Source organism: Dolichospermum sp. UHCC 0352 (assembly GCF_009711925.1).
GTDB lineage: Bacteria > Cyanobacteriota > Cyanobacteriia > Cyanobacteriales > Nostocaceae > Dolichospermum > Dolichospermum lemmermannii.
Genome location: NZ_VIKY01000310.1, coordinates 1 through 23,928, shown reverse-complemented (window position 1 = coordinate 23,928; position 23,928 = coordinate 1). Strand labels below are relative to the sequence as shown.

The following is a 23,928-nucleotide window of genomic DNA, read 5'->3' as shown; positions in this document are numbered from 1 at the left end:
GAAATAATATTCCCCCTCGACTCTACCAAAATGCAGCTAGAAATATCCTGAGTCGAGGATTGAGTACGGTAGGGCATACCGGAACTTTCATGCTAGACATGAGCAACGCTTTGGGAGATGAGTCCTCTACTCAGGCTGGAGAGATCCTGTCTGAGCAAGTCATGTCTTTGATTAAAGAATCCCCGCGTCTTTAGACCGGGGAGTGTCAACCCATAGTGCTTTATATCATTAAAATAGGGAACAGGGAATAGAGAATTGGTAAATAAAAATATATTTCTTCTTACCTCTTCCCTTATTGTTGAAATATTGCTAACTCGGTTTTGGGGTCAAAAAAATGCAGTTTATCAGGCACAAATGATAACCAAAGTTGGTCATTTATCTTTATAAATCTATCTGGGGGAACTCGAACTTGTAAAGTTTGTCCATCTACATTTTGTAAATCAGGATCAGAAATTTTTACAGCTAAAAAAGTGTCATTTCCTAAGTTTTCTACTAAGTCTACTTTGACTGGTAAATTTTTAGTAGCAGGTACACCCAAACTGAGATGTTCTGGACGAATACCCAATATTAAAGTTTGTCCGTCGTAGTTTTGTAACGCACTTCCCCACACATCTGGAAGGGTAAAGCGAAAGTTAGTATGGGTAATTAATAAAGGTGCGTGAAACTCCACAGGGATAAAATTCATGGGTGGAGAACCGATAAATTCCGCGACGAAGCGATTAGCAGGACGATTATATAGTTCTAAAGGTGCTGCAACTTGCTGTATTTTACCTTCTGACATAATGGCAATGCGATCGCCCATTGTCATCGCTTCAGTTTGATCATGGGTAACATAAATCGTCGTTATTCCCAATTGACGTTGTAATTTAACAATTTGGCTGCGGGTTTCAGCTCGTAGTTTAGCGTCCAAATTAGATAATGGTTCATCCATTAAGAATACTTGGGGATTGCGGGCGATCGCTCGTCCTAATGCTACCCGTTGTCTTTGTCCCCCGGAAAGTTGTTTCGGTAACCGATTTAACAGAGTTTCAATTTGTAATAAACCCGCAACTTTTTGGACTCGTTCATTAACAATTCTTTCTTTTGGAGAAATATACCGTAATCCACTAGGTAACTTTTTTGTTAACCCTACAAGTAGATTTTCGCCCCATTGAGTCAGTCTTTTTTTGCCAACTTCCTGATCTGGAAACTGACGACGTAAGCCAAAAGCAATGTTGTCATATACAGTCATGTGGGGATAGAGTGCATAACTTTGAAACACCATAGCGATATCCCTGTCCTTGGGAGGTAAGTCATTAATCAAGCGAAGCCCTGCGGTATCTCCTACCGAAATGTTACCACCAGTCATTACCTCCAGCCCAGCGATTAACCTCAGCAGGGTACTTTTACCGCAGCCAGATGGTCCCACCAGCACCATAAATTCACCATCAGCAATGGTTAAATTAATCCGTCGCAAGACACTTACACCATCTGTACCGTCTGGTTGCGTTTTTGCACCTTCCCCACCGCGAGAGGGAAAACTTTTATAAACATTTTCTAATACAACTTGTGCCACGAGAATTCACTTTAAAATTTATTAATTTGTAAAGGCGGGATTTCTCCACCCATACATTACATATTATACATTGTTTCCCAAGACCCAGATCCTTGACTTCCAGATCCCCGACTTCTTCAAGAAGTCGGGGATCTTATTGATTCTAGCAATTCTTGAATCTGCTGATTAATAATTTTGACATCAAAACGTTGACCGGCACTAATTCTGGCATTATTGGCAATATTCGCAGTTTTTACAGATTCTTGCAGACAATTATGAATCACCTTTGCTAATTCTTGAGGTTCTCCAGGTGTGACTAAAAAACCATTAATCCCATCTTCCACTAATTCTATTGCACCACCAGCTTGAGCCGCAATCACAGGTTTACCACACAGCATAGCTTCAACAATAACTCTTCCAAAAGGTTCAGGTGCAGTGGAAGTATGAGTAATTAAATCACACATTGCCATTAATTTGGGAATATCTGAGCGAAAACCTAAAAAATTGACTCGATTTTCTAACCCCAATCCAGCAACTTTTTGATGTAAATCCTGAATATATTCCTGTTCACCAAATAAAGCATCACCAACTAAAATTACTACCACATTTTCTGGACATTGAGAAAGAGCCTCAATTAAAATATGCTGTCCTTTCCAGGGAGAAAGCCGGCTAAAATGTCCAACAACAAATTTACCTTCTAATTCTAAATTAGCTCGGATTTTTCTAACTTCTAATGCATCAACTTGATAATTTTCTATAGCAAAACCATTATAAACAACTTCAACTATATCCGGTTTTCCTCCAGCTTGTAAAAATGCCGTTTTACTAGCTTGAGAATTAGCAATGACCAAAGCAGCGCAACGATTAATTAAATTAACAGCAACTCGCAAATTAGTTTTACTAAAATGTTCTAGAGAAAGAATATCATGTAAATGATAAACGAGAGGACGACGAGCGAAAAAACTAGCTATTGCCGCGACAACTAAAGCCTTTTGAGTATTAGCATAAATTAAATCATATTTCTTTGCCCGTTGCATAACCTGATTAATTAAAGGAATTATTTGCCCTAAACTAGCTAATGCTGGAAATAAACCACTTTGTTTACCAACTTTAATGGCTTGAGTTGTCAAAACCTCCACAGGAATTTGGTTTTCTTCGAGTAACTTACGAAAATCACCATCTGCGAATAAACCAACCAGGGAATTTTGACCATAAGGTTTAGCAATATCAACTAAACATAATTCAGCCCCACCAGGTTTACCACTTTGGTCTAAGAATAGAATTTTCATACAATCTCTATCATCAATTTAAGCTAGGAGAACTTGCCGAACTTGTTGAGCAATATTAGTCCAATCATAATTTTTAATTGTGTAATTACGACATTCTTCCCTAGAAGGTAAAGGCAGTTTTCCTAACATAACTTGTGCTAATTTATCAGCAATACTTTCAACAGTAATCGCCTCAGTAATTAAATCTGGAGAAAATTTCTGCAAAATTTCTGGCATTCCCCCCACAGGAGTACATAAAACAGGAGTACCACAGGCTAGAGATTCCAAAATAGCTAATCCAAAACCTTCAAAAGATTGACTTGGCATCACAGTTAAATCAGCCGCTTGATAAGCCACAGGTAAATCATTTTCAGGTACAAAACCTAAGAATTGCACATTATTTTCTAAACCTAATTCTCTAGCTTGTTGTTGAAGTAAAGCTTGAATATGACCACGACCAGCTATAGCTAACCAAATATCAGGAATTCCCACTTTAATCATAGCTATAGCTTGCAATAACTTATCAATTCCCATGCGGTGAACTAAGCGACGGGAAGTAAATAATATCGGCCGATTAGTTGGCCAACCTAGTTTTATTCTAGCCTCTTGACGCGAGAGATTATTCTGAAAATGATTAATATCAACTCCACCAGGAATGATGTGAATTTTCTGCCAGGGAACTTGGTATTTTTGATGGAGAATCTGACCAAAAGCTTTACTAAGGACAATAAAGCGATCGCACCGATTATAAGTGCTTTGTTCTATTATTTTTTCCTTTAGCCAAACACTCAACTTTTTATTAACAACTTCCTCCTGACTTTCTGAAGCCCAAGGCCCATGAAAGTTAAAAGTAACCGGTACTCCCTTAGGTAAAATATCTAAAATTGGAAAACTATATAATGCAAAATGGAGATTAATTGCATCAGGTTTACCTAATCTTGTTTTCTGAAAATTATCACGAATTGACCATAACCGAGAACTAATTTTACTATCTGGACAAGCTAAATTAGTCAACTTAATCTGTGTATTTTTAGCATCTAGAGGTAAACCCACTCCACATAATTCTACTTGGTCTTGAGATGCTGCTAATTTATGAATTAGTTCATAAATATACCGTTCCAAGCCTCCAGGATTGTTAGGAAACCAACCCGTACCTAAAGTTAGAATAGATGCCGATGCTGAACTTAATTTTATATCTTTACCTGCCACTTACTTATCTCCCCTTTGATAGATAAATTGAGATGAGTTATTTTGATTTATGCTTTTATTTATTTTGTCAATGCCAAGATAATTTATTTTCAGCATAATCTTTTAATACGACGCTGAGAATCAAAATCGGTTTAAATATAAAAATTATTCTATTTCCACAAACAAAATACATCAAAAAAATATATTTGCATAACAAATAATAGATACTCGTAAAAACATCAAAAGTATCAAGTATAATTTATTTATTTTGAAAATATATATTGTTGATAAAGTTTTGATGAAATTAACTGCAAGATAAAATTTATTTGTTAATTTATGAGTAAGAATTTAAAAGCCTATCCCACAGGGATAAATTAAAAATTCAAAAAGCATATTACAGCAACCGAATTATTTATGCAGATTAGTAAAACTTGCTACAAACTTTATCAATATCTTCATAACTTATTTTCGAGGAGATATTGGCGAAAAAAAATAACTTTCAATATTTTACTTGGTTTAACCTGTGGACTACTTATAACATTTGCCGGAATGACAATGGATTTAGCCACAACTAAAAAATCCAAAGCAGTCAAAACTCCTGAAATTACATATATTACTTCTTGGTTAGGAAATACCATTGGTAATGGTAAATTGCGAGTACAAAATAACATAGAAGGAATGTATGTCAAAGATGATGGGACAATTTACACAAATAGTGCTTGGGATGAAGCTGGTAGTGAAGCAGGAATATATAAAGATGGTAAACCAATTTTTATCCTCCAAGATACACATGGTTGGAATCGTTTAGGGGGTAAAGCAATAACAGTAAATAGCAAATATATTTATATTTCTATGACTCAAGGTGGAGTAGATCAAACTAAAGAAGATTATCCTCCCCAAGGACAAACTTGGTACTGCGTCAGACGTTATGACTTAACAGGAAAACCTGCACCTTTTGAGAAAGGGAATGGCTGGGATAAAAGTATGTTAATTACCAGCAAAAGTCATGAAGTCACAGGAATAGCAACAATAAATAATCACCTATTTGTTAGCAATGCTGGGGAGAATATTGTTCGGGTTTATAATACCGAAACAATGGCAGAAATAAACAAATTTAAGGTTAATAGTCCCGAAAAAATTACCATTGATAAAAAAGGTAGTTTGTGGATTATTCAAAATCAAAAAGGTGCTAAATTTGGAAAAATTGTCAATTATTCTCAAGACGGAAAAAAATTACCAAAAGAAATAATAGATGTTGATAAACCATCAGCATTAGCCATTGATAATCTCGGCAGACTGTTAGTAGCAGAAAATGGGATTAATCAACAATTGGTAATTTACAATATTAATAATCAGCCGGTTCGTGTAGATACTTTTGGGGATAAAAAAGGTATTTTTGGTGGTGTACCTGGAGAAATAAAAACATCCAAACTCTACGGCATTACAGGAGTTGGTACAGATGCAAAAGGTAATATTTATGTAAATAGTAATGGCTTCAATAAATCAGGAACAGATTTAAGAAAATTTTCGCCAGCAGGAAAAATACAATGGCAATTACTAGGATTAATATTTGTAGATAATGCAGATACAGATCCAAAAACAGATGGTGTAAATATATTCACCAAACAAGAACAATATGTCATGGATTATAGCAAGCCTGCTGGTAAACAGTGGACATATAAAGCCTACACAGTTAATCCCTTTAAATATGCTCAAGATCCACGGCTGCATACATCACCAGATGGAACTTTTGTCCGCCGAATTCAAGGAAAACCTTTTCTATTCCTCACAAATATGTTCAACAGCTTTTTGCAAATTTATCGTTTTGAACCAAAAACAGATGGTAAAATTGCAATTCCTGCCGGGATGTTTGTGGGTACTAATGATCAGAATAAACAATCTATTAATGGCAATTGGCCACCCAATCAACCCGCAAACGGAGAATGGATTTGGCGTGATAGTAATGGCAATGGTGCATTTGAAAAAAATGAATATGATAGCAGTCAAGACTATCCCTATATCGGAGGTTGGTGGGTAGATAGCAAAGGAGATATTTGGAAAACTTTGCGAACAGAAGATGGCATTCGTCATTATCCTTTACAGGGATTAGATAGTAAAGGAAACCCCATTTATACCTATAGTTCGATGAAAAAAATCAGGACTCCTAGCACCTTTAAAGACTTGCGACGGATTGAATATTTTCCCGAAACAGATACTATGTATTTATCAGGTTTTACTATTGAACATCCGGCATTTGCTGATGATGCCAAAGTCATAGGATCAGAAATTGCTCGCTTCGATAATTGGAGTAAAGGAAATCGCACTCCCAAATGGCGAACCGTCGTTCCCTACGACACCACAGGTAAAGGAGAAATTGCCACCGCAGCCATGAGTGTAGCAGGTGATTATGTATTTGCAGTGGGTGTCAAAACCGCAGAGGTATATGTTTACAAAACTGCTACGGGAGAACTCGTGAAAAAGATGACTCCAGGTGCAGAAGTTGGGAAAGAAAGTGGTTGGGTTGATATTCCCTATGGTATCCGTGCTTTCCGTCGTGCTAATGATGAATATCTCGTATTTGTCGAAGAAAATTGGCAAGGTAAGGTGCTTATCTATCAGTTTCCTATTTGATTTATAGCCAGTTTAAATAATTTGTGAACTCGGAAATACCCAATTTATTAAATAAGTTGGGTATATAAATCAATTTAGAGTATTTTGGGTGAGCGATCGCTCTTTTATCTAAAATCTTCCCTAATTTACAATTAAATCCTGATTTTTTCCTTATTTTCTAGAGGAAAAACTGCATCGGAAAAATCAATAGTTTCGCCAGCCATGGGTAAATATTCATCATTGAGACTTTCACAAAATATAATTCCTACAACATCCAAATTATCATTTTCAGAAATTATAGCTTGATAAATAAAACCATCTTCTGATTTTTTAAAAGCATCATATAAATCAATATTACCAGAACGAATACTTTTTAATCTTCCTTTTGACATAGGAGAATAAAGCCAAGTTTTATGATCTGGTATTTCATCTATCCAAACAGCTAAAAAAATCTGTCCTGACGCATTTTGACAGCTAAATAAACAGGGAAAATCATAATATTCATAGATTTCAATAATTTCTAGGTTTACTAGCGGTGGGTATTGTGGTAGTAATTTCATAGATAAACCTCATGTTTAGTCAGGAGAAGTAATATTAACAATTTCAAAATTTTTCCAAGGTTCTTGATTAGCTGGAAACCACCAAGTATGATGATGATTACCTGTTTTTCTGGAAGGTGTATTTAACATTACTCCTAAATCAGAATTTCCATATCCTAATGCTACTTGTTTTTTGCGAAGTGCAGGAACTTTATTACGAGCATTACAAACTCCTGCTGCTGAGGTAAAAACAGAGAGTCCACAAGTTTGACATTCTGTGATGTTTTTAGGGCAAGGTTGATCTATATTTTGTTTACGCCATGATCTAAAATCATCAGATGTAGGAGGGTTATTATCTACCAGACGGTAAATAGTTCCTGAAATTGGTTGAGCAGCTTCAGGAGGGCAATTTTCAGGAAAATACTGAGGCCATTTCATGTTGTTTCTTTTATTTTAATACATTTTTTAAATGATATCACCACCGCCAAGAAATTACGCTAATAGCAAAATCCAGCTAAAGCTGAATGAAGATTGATATTTATTCAGTCTGTTTTAACAGACTTTCGCTATGAGACTGAGAATTAATTCTCAGGCGGTTTTGTGGGATAATGGAAGATGTATATTAACAGCAAAAAACCCTCGATAAATTAACCTAAGGCTTATTGAAATAATCAGATTACTGAAAAAATTAGTGACTTACAAAATTGTACAAACTACAGCAAACAAGAAACTGCTAATTTGCATTTTGACTTTGATTATCGCTGAAATTATGCCATAACTGATATGCAGCATACCCTCCTGCGGCTGCTATTCCTACAGGAACTAAAACTGGCGATGCACTGATAGTTCCAGCATCTGCAACTAATGGAGCTAAACTTGTTATTGCTGCTTGTCCCATAGCTGCTCCAACCGCTACAATGGTAGCTGTGTTTCCAGTAGCAGCGAGTGTTACTGCACTACCAGCAACGATTCCGGTGGTTGCTCCCGCTGCAAACGAGGCGATATTTGAGCAGTTGCTACCAGATTCACATTTAACAACATTTATCTCTATAACTGCTGCACTAGCTGTAGATGGAAAAATAGTTATAGTGCTTACTAAAATCAGCAATGTAGCTAGACACACTGATATTACGCTTTTGGAATTTTGGAATATACGCAGCATTTAAATTTCTTGGTGTATTAATTTGTTTACTCATTATAGAGTAAAGGAATATCAATCACGTCAGCAATCAAACACCAGTCTTCCTCTATTTCAATTTCTATCTTTAAGTTCACATCCCCAAACGGTAAGGTAATAAAAGCCATATTTAGTAAAAATAAACAAAATAGATGACATCCATAGAATCCCACAAAAAAGCCAAAGCCCTCAAACCCGGAAGCGTGCGCCCCGCAAAAGAACTATGTAGCGAATGCGGACTATGCGACACCTACTACATCCACTACGTCAAAGAAGCCTGCGCCTTCATTACCCAAAGAATAGACGAACTAGAAACCACCACCCATAACCGTCCCCGCAACCTAGAAGACGAAAACGAACTTTACTTTGGAGTTCATCAAGAAATGATGTCCGCCAGAAAACAACAACCCATAGAAGGCGCACAATGGACAGGAATAGTAAGCAGCATAGCCATAGAAATGCTAAATCGTGGCTTAGTTGAAGGCGTAGTTTGTGTGCAAAACAGCAAAGAAGACCGCTTTCAACCCATGCCCATCATCGCCCGCACACCCGAAGAAATACTAGCAGCCAAAGTCAATAAACCTACCCTATCCCCCAACCTATCCGTATTAGAACAGATAGAAAAATCAGGAATGAAGAGGTTATTAGTCATCGGAGTAGGTTGTCAAATCCAAGCATTACGAGCCGTAGAGAAAAAACTCGGCTTAGAAAAACTCTACGTACTGGGAACACCATGCGTAGATAACGTTACCCGCGCCGGACTGCAAAAATTCCTAGAAACCACCAGCCGTTCCCCCCAAACAGTAGTCAGCTACGAATTCATGCAAGACTTCCGAGTCCACTTCAAACACGAAGACGGTTCAGAAGAAACAGTCCCCTTCTTCGGCTTAAAAACCAACGTCCTCAAAGACATCTTCGCCCCATCATGTATGAGTTGCTTCGATTACGTCAACTCCCTCGCTGATATCGTCGTCGGGTATATGGGCGCACCTTACCAATGGCAATGGATAGTAGTCAGAAACGATACAGGCAAAGAAATGCTCGAACTCGTCAAAGACCAACTCCACACCCAGCCAGTCACGTCCCAAGGAAACCGCAAACCAGCAGTACAGCAAAGCATACCAGCTTATGATCAAGCCGTCACCTTACCCATGTGGGCAGCGAAATTAATGGGAGTAGTCATAGATAAAATTGGCCCCAAAGGACTAGAATATGCGAGATTTTCCATAGATTCCCACTTTGCGAGAAATTACTTATATGTGAAGCGGAATCATGGAGAAAAATTAGAAGCTCATGTACCGGAGTTTGCGAAGCGGATAGTGGGGCAGTATAAGTTACCGGAATAAGATTTCGCGCAAAGGCGCAGAGGAGCAAAGGCGCAAAGGGAAGAAGAAGGAGGTAAGGTATTAAGAAGGAGGTTTATATGACTGAGAATGAAATTGCGACTCAGATTGTTGATGCTGCTTATAAGATTCATACCAGATTAGGACCAGGGTTGTTTGAATCTGTGTATGAGACTGTTTTGGCTTATGAATTGGAGAGTAGAGGTTTACAGGTAGCAAGACAACAAGCAATACCTGTAGTTTACGAAAGTGTTCATTTACAGGAAGGGTTTCGGGCAGACATCATAGTTGAAAACAAAGTCATCATTGAAATCAAATCCCTAGAAACCCTCCACCCTGTACACAAAAAACAACTTATCACCTATCTAACTCTTGCCAATATACGCCTTGGACTACTCATCAACTTTGGTGAAGTCCTCATCAAAGACGGCATTAAACGCATAGCCAACAAACTTTAACCTCTTCCTTCTCTTCCCCCTCTTCCTTTGCGCCTTTGCTCCTTAGCGACTTTGCGCGAAACTATTCTTAATTCTCCCCCACAGCCTCAATAGCCGCTTGTAAAGCAATAGATACATGAGTCCAATGAGTCCCCCCTTGGCAATAAACCACATAAGGCTCACGCAATGGTCCATCTGCCGATAATTCTAAGGTACTCCCCTCGATAAATGTCCCCCCAGCCATCACCACTTGGCTTTCGTAGCCGGGCATATCGTCGGGTATGGGTTCTAGATAAGATCCTATGGGTGAATGCTGCTGTATGGCTTTGCAGAAGGCGATCAGTTTTTTGGCTGAACCGAGTTTAATCGCTTGAATCACGTCTCCTCTGGGTGCTAATGGTGGGGGGTTGACTGGATATCCGAGTCTGTCAAATATATAACCTGTCAGGTATGTTCCTTTCATTGCTTCCCCTACCATCTGTGGGGCTAAAAATAATCCTTGGAATAACAGGCGGTTTTGATCAAAGGTTGCTCCTCCTTCGCTACCAATACCGGGGGCTGTGAGTCTACAAGCGGCTGCTTCTACTAGGTCGGCGCGTCCGGCTATATAACCACCTGCACTCACGACTGTACCTCCAGGATTTTTGATCAATGATCCGGCTATGAGGTCAGCACCAATATGGGTTGGTTCTTGGGTTTCGATGAATTCGCCGTAGCAGTTGTCTACAAAACAAACGGTGTTCGGGTTTTGCTGTTTAACGATGTGAACAATTTTTTCTATGTCGGCTATGGAGAGGCTTGGCCTCCATGAATATCCGCAGGAACGTTGAATCAATACTAACTTTGTGTTGTCGGTAATGCTAGTGTTTAAGTTTTGCCAATCTATTTTTCCTTGATCAGTTAGTTCCAATTGGCGGTATTTTATGCCAAAATCAATTAGAGAACCTTGGCCTTGTCCTCTCAAGCCAATTACTTCTTCGAGAGTATCGTAGGGAGAACCGACTACTGCTAACATTTCATCCCCAGGACGAAGTACACCATACAGCGCACAAGCGATCGCATGAGTTCCCGAAACAAACTGCACTCGCACCACAGCAGCTTCAGCACCCATTATTTCGGCAAAAACTTTATCTAAGGTTTCTCGTCCTAAATCATCGTGTCCGTAGCCACTTACGCCTGCAAAATGATGTGCGCCTACTCGGTGATGACGAAAGGCATCTAATACTCTTTTAAGATTATGCTTGACCTGAGCGTCAATACCAGAAAAAATTTCTAATAGTGCCTGTTCTGCTTCCCGCAGCCGTTCAAAGCTGTTCATCATTTCCTCATTCAAAAACATAAAATAGATATGCGGATTTTAGGATCTCGCAGATTAGGCTGAACAATTTCTATTCAGGTTACTGCATGACAATTGCTACTTCTAAACCTCCCATTAACTGGGTTAATACCCTATTTTTCGTTTCATTGCACGTCGGCGCTCTATTTGCCTTAATTCCGAGCAATTTTAGCTGGAAGGCAATTGGTGTTGCTTTATTGCTTTACTGGGTGACTGGAGGTTTAGGTATTACTTTGGGATATCACCGTCTTGTCACTCACCGTAGTTTTCAAACGCCTAAATGGCTAGAGTATGTCTTGGTAATCTTTGGGACACTATCTTGTGAAGGTGGTCCAATTGAATGGGTAGGTACACATCGAATTCACCACTTACATTCTGATACTGAATCTGATCCCCATGATTCAAATCAAGGTTTCTGGTGGAGTCACATGGGTTGGATGATTCATTTTGCTCCTGCTCACAGTCAAGTTCCTCGCTTCACTAAAGACATTATTGATGACCCAGTTTATCAGTTTTTACAGAAAAATTTCATTTTATTACAAGTTGCCTTGGGCATAATCCTATATTTCTTAGGTGGCTGGCCAATGGTAGTTTGGGGAATTTTTGCGCGGATTATTTGGGTTTATCACTGTACTTGGTTGGTAAATAGTGCTACTCATAAATTCGGATACCGCACTTATGATTCTGGTGACCAGTCAACTAATTGTTGGTGGGTTGCCATTCTCGTTTTTGGTGAAGGCTGGCACAATAACCACCATGCGTTTCAATACTCTGCCCGTCATGGTTTGGAATGGTGGGAAATTGATCTGACTTGGATGACAATTCAGTTATTACAATTACTAGGTCTAGCGACAAACGTAAAGCTGGCAGAGAAAAAGGCATAAGCAGATTTTCTGCTCAAAGTCAATAGTTTTGTAGTCATTTTTTGGCTGGAAACTATTGACTTTTTGTGTGTAAATAAAGCAATTTTTAATTTGAAATTTTTAATTGCTCAATATCTATCCTAAGTTGTTCTAAGGTTGCTATAATCTCAGAAATTAATGTTACAAAACTTTGCAGCAAGTTACTTTTTTTAGTAACCTTGTCTAGCTGTCTGTTGTTTTTCAGGTATTCATGACTACATCAATCATCAAAAGTCAGGAAATAGCGGTCTCCACAGACCTTGGTAAAGACCAAATAAAACTAAAACATATTATCAAAAGTCTACCCAAGGAATGTTTTCAGAAAAATAGCCGCAAAGCATGGACAACTGTGCTTATCAGTCTATCTATGGCTGCATTAGGCTATTATTTTATAGCAATTTCCCCTTGGTTTCTTCTACCCATAGCGTGGATTTTTACAGGAACTGCTTTAACAGGTTTTTTCGTTATTGGACATGATTGCGCTCATCGTTCATTTGCAAACCGTCGCTGGGTAAATGATTTAGTGGGACATTTCTTTATGATGTTCTTAATTTACCCTTTTCATAGCTGGCGCATTAAACATAATCATCACCATAAACATACCAACAAGCTAGACGAAGACAACGCTTGGCATCCTATTAGAACAGAAACTTTTGCAAGTTGGTCTAAAAGTAGACAGTCTGTCTTTGAGTTGTTTATCAGTAAACGTCTCTGGTGGGTAGGTTCTATTGGCCATTGGGCGGTTGTGCATTTTGATTGGCGCAATTTTCCGAAAAAAGAACAAGATAGTGTTAAATTTTCTGTGGCTGTAGTGGCTGTTTTTGCAGCGATTGTTTTCCCAACTTTGATTATTACAACTGGTGTTTGGGGTTTTATTAAATTCTGGGTTATTCCCTGGATGGTTTACCATTTCTGGATGAGTACCTTCACCATTGTTCACCACACTCTTCCAGATGTTCCTTTTGCAACTGCTAATAAATGGAATGAGGCTTTAGCACAGTTATTTGGAACAGTTCATTGTGATTATCCTCGTTGGGTAGAAATTCTTTGTCACGATATTAATGTTCATGTTCCCCATCATATTTCTACTGCTATTCCTTCCTATAATTTGCGGTTGGCTTACAGCAGCATCAAAGAAAATTGGGGTGCTTATCTCCATGATGAATATAAATTCTCTTGGGGTTTAATGAAGGACATTACTAATCAATGTCAACTTTATAAAACTGATATTGGTTATATAACTTTTGACGAATATCGTGAAGAAAAATTATCAACGGTGAAGTAGTAATTCTTTCTACTTTTAGCACCAATTCTTTTGATTTGGCAATTAACCAAATTTAACCCGGTTTAGGTCAATTGCCAACATCTCAAGTTTGTATTTTAGAGGTCATTAAATATTACCTCACTGTTAATTTCTAATTTACAATCAATTAAATAATCCAGTGCAATTAGATACAATCGAGTTTAATCAAAACCCTAGTTCTGCATCTACTGAAGGTCAAGAAAAATTACCGTTTACTCTTCAGGATTTAAAAGCTGCAATTCCCGCTGAATGTTTTCAGCCAAGTGTAACGAAATCACTTTATTATTTCTTCCGTGATGTTCTGATTGTGGGACTGCTGTATGCAGCGGCTAATTATCTGGATTCTTGGTATTTTTGGCCAGTTTTTTGGGTCATGCAAGGAACTATGTTTTGGGCTTTATTTGTTGTTGGTCATGACTGCGGACATCAATCTTTTTCTAAGCATAAATGGTTGAATGATTTAGTTGGTCATATTACCCATACTTTCATTCTTGTTCCTTATCATGGTTGGAGAATTAGCCACAGAACTCACCACAAGAATACAGGCAGTTTGGAAAATGATGAAAGCTGGTATCCTGTTTCTGAATCTGAGTATGATGAAATGCCTTTATCGCAAAGAATAGGGCGTTTTTATCTGTTCTTATTGGCTTATCCGGTTTATTTATTCAAGCGTTCTCCTGGTAAAGAAGGTTCTCACTTTTCACCTAGTAGCCCACTGTTTAAGCCTTCCGAAAAATGGGACATTATCACCAGCACCACACTTTGGATTAGTATGGTAGTTTTGTTAGGTTTATTCACCTATCAATTTGGTTGGATGGCGTTGTTAAAATACTACGCTGGACCTTACATTGTCTTTATTATTTGGTTGGATTTGGTGACTTTCTTACACCATACTGAACCGGGAATTCCTTGGTATCGTGGGGAAGAATGGACTTTCCTGAAAGGGGCAATTTCTAGTGTTGACCGAAATTATGGAATTTTTAACCACATTCATCATGATATCGGTACTCATGTTGCTCACCACATTTTCTTGAATATGCCTCATTACAATTTGTTGAAAGCGACTGAGGCAATTAAACCAATTATGGGTGAGTATTTCCACGAATCAAAAGAACCAGTTTGGAAGTCTTTGTGGAATTCTGCTATTGGTTGTCATTTTGTTCCCGATACAGGTAGTAAGGTTTACTACACTTCTAAGAGTCAGAATGTCAAGTAATCGGTAAATTTTTTAAAGCTAGGAAGTCCGCTAATGCGGGCTTTTTTTATTTTATATTTTCCTTAAAATTGAAAATAGGGGATAATTATCTTCAAGGATCGGCATACTGAATAAGGGAGAAATTAAAAAACCACTCTTGGGACGAAGGTAATAAAGCGAAAATGAGACGTAAATCTGCTAATACTAGACCAACAAATAACCCTAAACCCTCTATTTTCCAATCCCCGGTGTTTAACTTCGCCACCATTGCCCTTTTAGGAGGAGTGATGATTTTGGGAATTGGGATTGGGATTGCGTTTAGTTCGACAACTACATTAAGTTCATCAAACGTAGCTTCCCGTGAGTTCATTGACACTAGAGCGCCAAATCCTGAGATTTGTGTGCAGTTTGGATCTAGTGCCATGGTGATGGATGCCAGACTCTTTGTCACTCTTAATCCCTTTAATGTCTTTGTTGCCCAGCCAAATATCCGCCCTGGATGTGTAATTCGTCAAAATAACTGGGCAATTTTGGAAAATAAAAAACTTGTAACATCAGATCAGGTACGAGAATGTAAAAATCGTCTTAATACCTTTGGCTTTACAGGGGACTTAAATAGTGAAAAGCCAGATATTAGATGTATTTATCAAAATGAATCGGCTCAAAATTTCTTTTTATCTCAACCTGGTGCTGTGGGAAGTCCACAAGATACGGAAAGATTTTAAATATGGGAGTCAGGAGTCAGGAGAAGGAAGAAGAAAGAAGAAGAAGGAAGAAGATTTTTCTTTCACTTTTCTTCTTTCCTGATAAGTTTTAGTTTTCTATGCTTACAGATACTTAATCACGACCATTGATAGCAATCAGCAAGCGTAAGATAAAGACAAATAAATTGATGTAGGTGAGATACATTGACAAAGCTGCTGGTAAATATTCATCATTGCGGTAAGTGCGGGGTAAGATGTAAAAATCAACTACTGATGCTCCTGCGAAGAGAAATACACCTATACCAGAGATACCAATTTCTAACCAACTGGGTGTGTAAACACCAAACAAGGTAAAGACAAATTGGAGAAGACAAACCACCAATAAGGCCACAATGCCCAAACTAACGGTTTTTGTCAACGCCATACCGTCTGCTTCCGAAAGGTTAGAACCGATTTTTCGGGCAACAATGAAGGTAATGCCACAACTTAAAGCAGCAATAGCAATACCTTGAATACCTACCCCTTGGGTTCTCAAAGCTACAAATACCAAGCCACTCAAGGTATATCCAGATAAGAGACTGTAAATACCCAATAGGGGTAAAGCTAGGGCTTTGTTACCTTTTGATGCCACATTTTGGGCAACGAAGAACAAAACTGTCAATAGATGATTTAATTAACATTGTTACGGCTCATTTAGATGCAGAAACTGCTAAAATTCCAGATATAAATACACTAATTCAGGATTTTCATGGGAGACAAAAAGAAGAAACACTAGCAACAGACCAATTATTAAATGCTATTTTTATGGTGACAAAAGGACGTATTGATAGTAAAAGTAAGTTGATTGAGAAACTGCTTACAGATTTAGGTGCAGTTGAAGACTTAGAGGCTGAAGAAGAAAATGAATAAATTATCTTCTCATGCTATGATTAAACGCTTAATCAGCCGATTAGATCAGGCTGGATTACTGCACAGTTTGTCATTGGATGATGAAGATATTGCTGATAGTATTTGGTTGGCTTTGCAAATGGGAGTTATTGCTGAACCAAAAGCACCAGAAACCAAAATAATTGATGATGGAAAAATAGAACCTTCTCAAGATACTTCTGTACAAGATTCAGTTATTAATGTTTATACGAAATCACCAGAAAAAAAACCAAATAATCAAACATCAGGAACAAAAAACACAACATCAGGATTTCCGTTTCAAGTTCCCGCAGCCCGGACTATTCAAAATTCCTTAGAAATTGGTCGGGCAATGCGTCCCCTCAAGCGCAAAGTACCTTCTACAAGCAGATTTATTTTAAATGAAGAAGCAACAATTAACCGCATTATTGAACGTGATATATGGCTACCTGTTACCAAACCAGAACCAGAAAGATGGCTAAATTTAGAATTAGTAGTTGAAGAATCCCGTTCTGCTTTTATTTGGCAAGAATTGATAGATGAATTTCAACAAATTCTCGAAAATCAAGGGGCATTTCGGCGTATTCGAGTTTTGACTATTAAATCTCAAAATAATAATTTAATGCTCATTCGTCGTAAAAAAGGAGGTAAATTAGAACAACGTCAACATCAGCACCGGGAATTGATTCATCCAAATAAACGGGGTTTAACTTTACTTATTAGTGATTGTGTATCTCCCCTTTGGCAAAATCCCACTTTTCATCAATGGTTAAAAGATTGGTCGGAATCTCAACCTACTGCTGTTGTCCAATTCTTTCCTGAACGATTATGGGATAGTACCCAATTATCTTTAGGACGTAAACTTTTTGCTAAAGCCTTAAATCCTGGTATTGCTAATAATAAATTAATTTTAGATGATTTACCTTTTTGGTTAAATATTAATTGGCATAAAACTTTAATTTTACCTGTTCTCAATTTAGACCCACAAATATTAAAACTTTGGGGGCGAGTAATTGCCGGTTTTGGAAATACTAGAATTTCTACTTATTTATTTGATTTAGAATACCTCTCTTCACCTCTCCCTAACCCTCCCCAAAAAGGAGAGGGAACAAATTCCCCCCCTTCCCTCGCAGGGAAGGGGGACGGGGGGTTAGGTCAAGAAGAACAAGCGAAAATAATTGTTAAACAATTCCTAAATACAGCATCACTCACAGCCCAAAGATTAGCAGGAATGATGGCTGCTGCACCTGTGGATATTTCTGTGGTTAATCTGATTAGAAAAACCTGTTTAAAAACAGCCCAACCTGTTCATGTGGCAGAAGTATATATGGGGGGATTACTTCATGTTACTAAGGAAGATAAAGCCGGAAAAGCTAGAGTTTATGATTTTTTGCCTGGTGTGCGAAAGGTACTCAATCCGGCAATGGCCACTAATGAAACAATCAATGTTTTAGATGCTGTTTCTAAATATATTGGTGACAGAATTGGTTTATCAGTTAATAGTTTTACCGCACTTATAGATTTATTACCTGAAATTGAAACCGATAAAGAGAAAGTTCTACCCTTTGCACAAATAGCTGTAGATGTATTCCGCAATCTTGGGGGTGAATATGCTGATTTAGCAGATTCCATATCTTCCCAAATTCAAGCAGGTACTTCTCCAGGAGATACAACAAAAGAACCAGAATTAAAAACCTGTGATTTTGAAGTTGCTACTATTGAAATTGTTAAAACTCACACTTTTGATTTTGTGGTGGCAACTTTAGAACGGGAGTCAAAACGCTCTTGCCTTGACAAAGTGGATTAAAAAATGTCTGAATCAGGATATCCAGGATTTAAGGATGTACAGGATGAAGTTTCTGTCCCAGTCAGAGATTGGGAGTGAGATGAATGGCGTTTAACAAGGCGGTACTTTTTATATTTTTACTATTTTATAGATTCTTAGGTAAAGGTTGCCCAAATTCAATTATGGGAATTTCTTTGAGTTTATTTGGAGAACTATTTTTGTTTTCTGAAGGTGGGGTCAACATAGCGGCAGGTAGGGGTGAATTGGTAATTACTGGGGGGTTTTGAGAATTTAGAGGTGGTACGGTGATTAAGGGTTGTTGGGAGTTACTTGTGAGATTTGTGGATGGTGGTAGAGTAGTGTCGGGTGTGGGTAAGAGACTCTTAGCGGGAGAAAAGCTAAGATGAGGATTGAATACCCAGCGCGTGGGTTTTTGTCGAGAAAGAGGTTGAAGTTGTACTTGGTTGGGTTGGAATTTGGTTCCTGGTGCTAGGTCAAGAACTATGCGGGTAATATTGGCGTTAAGTTGAGAAATACGAATTTTCTGAATTGCACCGGCATATTCTTTTTGGGTGAGGACTTTACCGAGTTTGGTATTAGGTAAATCGAGAACCAGACGTGGTGGTTGAATTAAGTAGAAATATTGGGGTGTTGCAGTTGCGGAGATATTAATTTCTAATTGCTGGGATTTGGGGTTAAATTCCCAATTATTAAGTTGTGCGATTGGTTGGGCAATACTGATATTGGGGGTAAGGGTGATTAAACCACATAAACTTACCCCGATAGATGGAAGAATTTTATTAGTTATTGTTTTCATAATTTGGTGGTGATTCAATATAGTACCTGGTTGGCAAAAATTAAGAATTACGAATTATTTCTTGGGTATTAACTGCTGGTAAAAGGGCGGTAAGGTGTGAGGTAACTTGACTGTAACGACGGGTAATGAGTAATGAAGAACGACATTGGATGGCGAGTTGATCTGTGTATCTTCCCAGGGTTTGACGTTCTATTCCCCACAGACGGCTAGTACCAGCAATAGTCAGATCAACATTTTCTGAGGCAGTAATTACGGCTTGGATTGGTTCTGGGGATGTCACAGTTTTAATTTCAATGCGATCGCGGACACTTTTGGGTAACTGCTCAATCATGGTGTTGAGTTCATAACTTAATTCGTCTTGGACATGATTGCCTTTAAAGACTTGTAAAACTTGTAACATACAAGTATCACGATTAATCAGCATTCTGAGGGCGATAATTAATGCTAAATCGTCATGAATGTTGGCAGAGTAGGGAACTAATAAACTTTCTAACCGTTCGCCACCTTTATCTACAAATACGGCGACATCTACTGGTGTAGTCCCCAGGATTTGTCCGACTCTTCCCCCTAACCGATTGTTACTAAAAGCTGGACGATGCCAACCGACGAGAACTAAATCGGGTTGTTCAATTTTGGCTATTTGTGCTGTTTCTCTAGCAACATTGCTAGATATGCGAACTATGGGATGGATACAGGAACGTGTTAGTGGTGGTTCTAGGGTGGCGATTAATTCTTCTAATTTTTGGCGACGCTCGGCAATCAGTCTGTCGGCTTCGGTGGGGGTACTTTCAAAGCCATAGTCTTCTTCGAGTTCAATAAAACTGAGGGGATAAACAATAGCAGGTTGTCGGTTGTTGACTGCGATCGCTGTTGCTAACTGTAACAAACCTTTTTGGGCATTGGGATTGGCAACTGGGACTAAAATCCGATATGGGATGAGGTAAGGTTCGCTGGGGGCTGGTACAGCTTCTGAGGGAATTTCTGCTTCTGGTTCAACTATATCTAATCTGATTAGGCGCTTAGGATAAGTCCATTCCAGTAATGGTGAAGTCATGAATGTTGTCACCAAAGCCATAATTACTAACATGGTGAAAAGTAAGGGGGTAATTACGCCTAACTCTAAACCAATGTTCAAGACAATTAACTCGGTTAAACCGCGAGTATTCATTAACCAACCGAGGGCTGATGCTTCTCGTTTGTCAATGCCACTAATTCGAGCAGCTATATAAGCACCAGTAAACTTACCGCCAATTGCTACTAATAAAATCAAAGCAGACAATAGCCATAAATGAGGACTGTTAAGTAAACCAATTTGTGTTTTTAAACCACTGTAGGCAAAGAAGATTGGTAAGAGAAAGATGAGAACAAAATCTTCAGTTTTGATGGCTAATTCTCTGACTAATCCCTCATCTTTGGGCATGACTGCGCCTAATAAGAATGCCCCAAAAATTAGGTGAATGCCAATAAATTCAGTAATTAAGGCAGAGGACACAACTCCCATATAAATTACAGCGAGAACGAATTGACTCAAACGTCCAGCCCGACGATGATGTTTGCTTAACCGTTTGAGAAACCACCGTCCAACTGTGAACATGAAGCCAATATAAACAATGCTTTCAACAATGGTGAAAATAGCTTGTTGATCAATACTACCGTGACGAGCGACAGCGATCGCTACTGCTAAAATACACCAAGCTGTCACATCATCCACCGCCGCACAAGTTAAGGCTAATGTCCCTAACCGAGTTCCCTGTAAGTTATTTTCGGTAATAATTCTCGCCAATACAGGAAAGGCGGTAATTGACATGGCTGCCCCTAAAAACAAGGCAAAAGGGGCAAAATTTACATTGTTGCCAGAAACTAAAGGATAAAGGAGGAAAGATAATCCAAAAGCCGAAGCAAAGGGAACAATAATGCTGAGATTAGAAATGAGAATGGCAGTTTTTAAGTTACCACTCAGATATTTAGGATTTAATTCCAACCCAATCAGAAACATAAAAAATATTAGCCCTATTTGCGATAAAACATTCAAATAAGGCATTGTTTCTGGGGGAAACAGGCTATGTGCTAAACCGGGAGCAATTAAACCAAATAATGATGGACCAAGCATGATACCAGCGAAGATCTCACCAATTACCAATGGTTGTTTAATTACTTTGAATCCCAGTCCCACAAGTCGGGAGAGTCCAATTACAATTAACACCTGAACTAGAACGAGAACAACTGTGTGCATATTTTCCTCATTAACGATTATCCGGGTTCACTATGATAATTATTTACAAGAGTGTAAATTGTCAACCTAATTAGATATATTTTCGGCTATTTTTATTAATTTAAGATGTTAATTATTGTTAATTTACTATCTTAATTGCCTCAAAAAATCAGTATTAATTTATTGTTAAACCGCGAATAAAATTGAGAATTAGCAAGCATAAAACCTAGAACAAGAGAATAAAGTGATCAGAACCTTTGATCAATAAATTATTTCCTCAAAAAAGGCAATAATAACCCAGAAATTGTCAAACAATACTATAACTAAAAGTTGCAAAAAGGTCTCAGTTGTCATGTACAACACTTGCTGGTAAACCCCGTTTTTCTTCTTCTCTCTTCTTTCTGCTGACAAAGGGCGCAGAGCCTGCGCCCCTACCTCCTGACTCTAGGAAAGAATTAGCCAAAAAATTGTACATAAGGCGTTAAATTTTGTTAAGATTATATACGGCGTTAGCTTTGCCCCCTGTCCCCTACCTACGAGACGCTTCATGCTGCGATTAGAACATATCAGTAAAATTTATCCTACAGGCGAAGTTCTTAAAGATGTCAACTGGGAAGTCAAACCAGGAGATCGGATTGGTTTAGTTGGTGTTAACGGTGCGGGAAAATCCACCCAATTGAAAATCATCTCTGGGGAGATTGAACCCACCGCTGGGGAAATTATTCGCCCTTCCAGTCTACATATAGCTTATCTTAACCAAGAATTTGAGGTTGACCCCACTCGCACAGTCAGAGAAGAATTTTGGACTGTATTTAAAGAAGCCAACGCAGTGCAGATGGCTTTAGCTCATATTCCCCATGAGATGGAAACTGCTAATCCAGAAGAGTTAGATGAACTAATTCATCAGTTAGATAGGTTACAGCGTCAATTTGAGGCTTTAGACGGATATAACTTAGACTCGCGGATTGGTAAGATCTTACCAGAGATGGGATTTCAACTAGAAGATGGCGATCGCCTAGTTAGTGCCTTCTCCGGTGGTTGGCAAATGCGGATGAGTTTAGGGAAAATTCTCCTGCAAAAACCCGACTTGTTACTACTGGACGAACCGACAAACCACTTAGATTTAGAAACCATTGAGTGGTTAGAAAATTACCTGCGCGGTTTAATTACCCCCATGGTGATAGTTTCCCATGACCGGGAATTTTTAGATCGTCTGTGTAACCAAATCGTGGAAACTGAACGGGGTGTTTCCAGTTCTTACCTGGGTAATTACTCATCCTACCTACAACAAAAAGCGGAAAATCAATACGCACAACTTAACGCTTACGAACGTCAGCAAAAAGAATTAGAAAAACAACAAGCATTTGTAGATAAATTCCGCGCCAGTGCTACCCGCAGTACCCAAGCGAAAAGTAGAGAAAAGCAACTAGATAAAATTGAACGCATCGAAGCTCCCACAGGCGGAGTAAGAACTCTGCATTTCCGTTTTCCTGATGCTAGTCGTAGCGGTAGAGAAGTGGTAGAGATTAAGGATTTGACTCATGTTTATGGGGATAAAATTCTGTTTTTGTCGGCAAATCTGCTAGTGGAAAGAGGAGACAGAATTGCGTTTCTCGGTCCCAATGGTGCGGGTAAATCCACACTATTAAAAATTATGATGGGTGTTGAACCACCCACAGAAGGGATTGTGAAATTAGGTGATCACAACGTTATTCCGGGTTACTTTGAGCAAAACCAAGCGGAAGCGTTGGATTTAAATAAAACCGTCATGGAAACAATTCATGATGAAGTTCCCAACTGGACAAACGAAGAAGTTCGTACACTGTTAGGAAGATTCTTATTTACTGGTGATACCGTATTTAAGAAAGTTGGGGCATTGAGTGGAGGTGAAAAAGCTCGGTTAGCATTGGCAAAAATGCTTTTACGTCCAGCGAACTTAATCATTCTGGATGAGCCTACCAACCACTTAGATATTCCGGCAAAGGAGATGATGGAAGAGGCTTTGCAAAACTATGATGGTACAGCCCTGGTAGTTTCCCACGACCGTTATTTTATCTCCCAAGTAGCTAACAAAATCGTCGAAATTCGTGATGGTGAATTTCGCGTTTATTTAGGAGATTATCACTACTATCTCGATAAGAAAGCCGAAGAGAAAGAACAAGCAGAATTAGCAGCAGCAGAAGCCGAAAAAGCTGCTAAAAAAGCCGCTAAAGCTGCTAAAGCTGCTAAAGCTGGAGCAAAGCAGAAGTAGAATAAGCAATTATCTCCAAAACCGTAAATCCTTGTATCCCTCTTTTCTGATCAACTATAAAATATAGAAAGGGGGATTTCCTGGGTTAACTAGAGAAATGCTGCTAAAAATCAGAAAAATATCCTGTATTATTCAGTTGCTCCTCTGATGTCCATATTCTTCAGTTTTTTTCTGACTGGGTATCAGCTTGTTTTTGTTGATCAAAAGTAACAATAGTGATTACAGTTATGGATATCACACTAACAGAGAGTTGAACAATTAGACCTCTGGTGAAAATGAATGTAGAGACGTTCTATAGAACGTCTCTACAAGGGTTTCAAACCACGCACATTTAATTACCGGAGATGCCTATTGTATATTACTGTCAAATACAATTGTCAATAACTCAGCCTTAAAGGGACTGAGCTTGTAAGAAATCAA

At 38.5% G+C, this 23,928-nt stretch carries 19 protein-coding genes and 2 pseudogenes; 11 read left to right on the top strand and 10 right to left on the bottom strand.

All coding sequences use genetic code 11. The features are described 5' to 3' along the window. Positions 1-194: pseudogene (locus FJR06_RS24110) on the top strand (hypothetical protein); the annotation flags it as partial. Between the two features lie 98 nt (positions 195-292). Here the strand turns inward: FJR06_RS24110 and FJR06_RS22330 are convergent. The 3 genes from FJR06_RS22330 to FJR06_RS22320 all read right to left on the bottom strand — a co-directional run bounded on the left by FJR06_RS22330 (position 293) and on the right by FJR06_RS22320 (position 4,011). Then, the gene (locus FJR06_RS22330; protein WP_015083202.1) at positions 293-1,555 is read right to left on the bottom strand and encodes an ABC transporter ATP-binding protein; all 1,263 of its coding nucleotides are present in this window, start codon (positions 1,553-1,555) and stop codon (positions 293-295) included. 116 nt (positions 1,556-1,671) lie between these two features. Then, on the bottom strand, positions 1,672-2,823 hold the full coding sequence (locus FJR06_RS22325; protein ID WP_015083203.1) for a glycosyltransferase family 4 protein: 1,152 nt from the start codon (positions 2,821-2,823) through the stop codon (positions 1,672-1,674). Between the two features lie 18 nt (positions 2,824-2,841). Further along, positions 2,842-4,011: a glycosyltransferase family 4 protein gene (locus FJR06_RS22320; RefSeq protein WP_015083204.1), complete on the bottom strand. Its 1,170-nt coding sequence runs from the start codon at positions 4,009-4,011 to the stop codon at positions 2,842-2,844. A gap of 393 nt (positions 4,012-4,404) precedes the next feature. Here FJR06_RS22320 and FJR06_RS22315 point away from each other — a divergent pair, with 393 nt between their 5' ends. Then, positions 4,405-6,621 (top strand): NHL repeat-containing protein, encoded by a 2,217-nt coding sequence (locus tag FJR06_RS22315; RefSeq protein WP_041458574.1) that lies wholly within the window; start codon positions 4,405-4,407, stop codon positions 6,619-6,621. A 131-nt stretch (positions 6,622-6,752) separates the two neighbouring features. On the opposite strand, the gene FJR06_RS22310 is transcribed toward FJR06_RS22315, so the two are convergent. The 3 genes from FJR06_RS22310 to FJR06_RS22300 all read right to left on the bottom strand — a co-directional run bounded on the left by FJR06_RS22310 (position 6,753) and on the right by FJR06_RS22300 (position 8,247). Further along, on the bottom strand, positions 6,753-7,160 hold the full coding sequence (locus FJR06_RS22310) for a DUF6575 domain-containing protein (protein ID WP_015083206.1): 408 nt from the start codon (positions 7,158-7,160) through the stop codon (positions 6,753-6,755). A gap of 15 nt (positions 7,161-7,175) precedes the next feature. Beyond that, positions 7,176-7,577, bottom strand: a complete 402-nt coding sequence (locus tag FJR06_RS22305; protein WP_015083207.1) for a hypothetical protein — start codon at positions 7,575-7,577, stop codon at positions 7,176-7,178. 295 nt (positions 7,578-7,872) lie between these two features. Next, a complete protein-coding gene (locus FJR06_RS22300; RefSeq protein WP_158310558.1) occupies positions 7,873-8,247 on the bottom strand; it encodes a hypothetical protein in 375 nt (124 codons plus the stop codon). 221 nt (positions 8,248-8,468) lie between these two features. On the opposite strand from FJR06_RS22300, the gene FJR06_RS22295 reads away from it, so the two are divergent. After that, complete coding sequence (locus FJR06_RS22295) at positions 8,469-9,662, top strand: Coenzyme F420 hydrogenase/dehydrogenase, beta subunit C-terminal domain (protein ID WP_015083209.1); 1,194 nt, start codon at positions 8,469-8,471, stop codon at positions 9,660-9,662. Between the two features lie 77 nt (positions 9,663-9,739). After that, a complete protein-coding gene (locus FJR06_RS22290; RefSeq protein WP_015083210.1) occupies positions 9,740-10,117 on the top strand; it encodes a GxxExxY protein in 378 nt (125 codons plus the stop codon). Between the two features lie 67 nt (positions 10,118-10,184). On the opposite strand, the gene FJR06_RS22285 is transcribed toward FJR06_RS22290, so the two are convergent. Beyond that, positions 10,185-11,414 carry a methionine gamma-lyase family protein gene (locus FJR06_RS22285; RefSeq protein WP_015083211.1) on the bottom strand — a complete coding sequence of 410 codons (1,230 nt, stop codon included), beginning with the start codon at positions 11,412-11,414 and terminating at the stop codon, positions 10,185-10,187. A gap of 86 nt (positions 11,415-11,500) precedes the next feature. Between FJR06_RS22285 and FJR06_RS22280 the strand changes: the two genes are divergently transcribed. The 4 genes from FJR06_RS22280 to FJR06_RS22265 all read left to right on the top strand — a co-directional run bounded on the left by FJR06_RS22280 (position 11,501) and on the right by FJR06_RS22265 (position 15,557). After that, positions 11,501-12,316 carry an acyl-CoA desaturase gene (locus tag FJR06_RS22280; protein ID WP_015083212.1) on the top strand — a complete coding sequence of 272 codons (816 nt, stop codon included), beginning with the start codon at positions 11,501-11,503 and terminating at the stop codon, positions 12,314-12,316. A gap of 229 nt (positions 12,317-12,545) precedes the next feature. Next, the gene (locus tag FJR06_RS22275) at positions 12,546-13,619 is read left to right on the top strand and encodes a fatty acid desaturase (protein WP_015083213.1); all 1,074 of its coding nucleotides are present in this window, start codon (positions 12,546-12,548) and stop codon (positions 13,617-13,619) included. A gap of 157 nt (positions 13,620-13,776) precedes the next feature. After that, a complete protein-coding gene (locus FJR06_RS22270; protein WP_015083214.1) occupies positions 13,777-14,853 on the top strand; it encodes a fatty acid desaturase in 1,077 nt (358 codons plus the stop codon). Between the two features lie 161 nt (positions 14,854-15,014). After that, positions 15,015-15,557, top strand: coding sequence for a DUF3172 domain-containing protein (locus tag FJR06_RS22265; RefSeq protein ID WP_015083215.1), 543 nt, complete (start codon positions 15,015-15,017; stop codon positions 15,555-15,557). Between the two features lie 112 nt (positions 15,558-15,669). Here FJR06_RS22265 and FJR06_RS22260 read toward each other — a convergent pair. After that, positions 15,670-16,191: pseudogene (locus FJR06_RS22260) on the bottom strand (Bax inhibitor-1 family protein); the annotation flags it as partial. Here FJR06_RS22260 and FJR06_RS22255 point away from each other — a divergent pair. After that, the gene (locus FJR06_RS22255; RefSeq protein WP_041458576.1) at positions 16,161-16,445 is read left to right on the top strand and encodes a hypothetical protein; all 285 of its coding nucleotides are present in this window, start codon (positions 16,161-16,163) and stop codon (positions 16,443-16,445) included. The pseudogene FJR06_RS22260 and the gene FJR06_RS22255 overlap by 31 nt on opposite strands. Next, the gene (locus FJR06_RS22250; protein ID WP_015083216.1) at positions 16,438-18,249 is read left to right on the top strand and encodes an SAV_2336 N-terminal domain-related protein; all 1,812 of its coding nucleotides are present in this window, start codon (positions 16,438-16,440) and stop codon (positions 18,247-18,249) included. Before FJR06_RS22255 ends, FJR06_RS22250 begins: the two co-directional genes overlap by 8 nt. 124 nt (positions 18,250-18,373) lie before the next feature. Here the strand turns inward: FJR06_RS22250 and FJR06_RS22245 are convergent, their stop codons facing one another. Further along, positions 18,374-19,045, bottom strand: a complete 672-nt coding sequence (locus FJR06_RS22245) for an AMIN domain-containing protein (protein WP_041458577.1) — start codon at positions 19,043-19,045, stop codon at positions 18,374-18,376. Positions 19,046-19,085: 40 nt separating this feature from the next. Next, positions 19,086-21,278 (bottom strand): cation:proton antiporter, encoded by a 2,193-nt coding sequence (locus FJR06_RS22240; protein WP_168634127.1) that lies wholly within the window; start codon positions 21,276-21,278, stop codon positions 19,086-19,088. A 526-nt stretch (positions 21,279-21,804) separates the two neighbouring features. Between FJR06_RS22240 and FJR06_RS22235 the strand changes: the two genes are divergently transcribed. Next, positions 21,805-23,508: an ABC-F family ATP-binding cassette domain-containing protein gene (locus tag FJR06_RS22235; RefSeq protein ID WP_168634128.1), complete on the top strand. Its 1,704-nt coding sequence runs from the start codon at positions 21,805-21,807 to the stop codon at positions 23,506-23,508. Positions 23,509-23,928 lie beyond the last annotated feature (420 nt).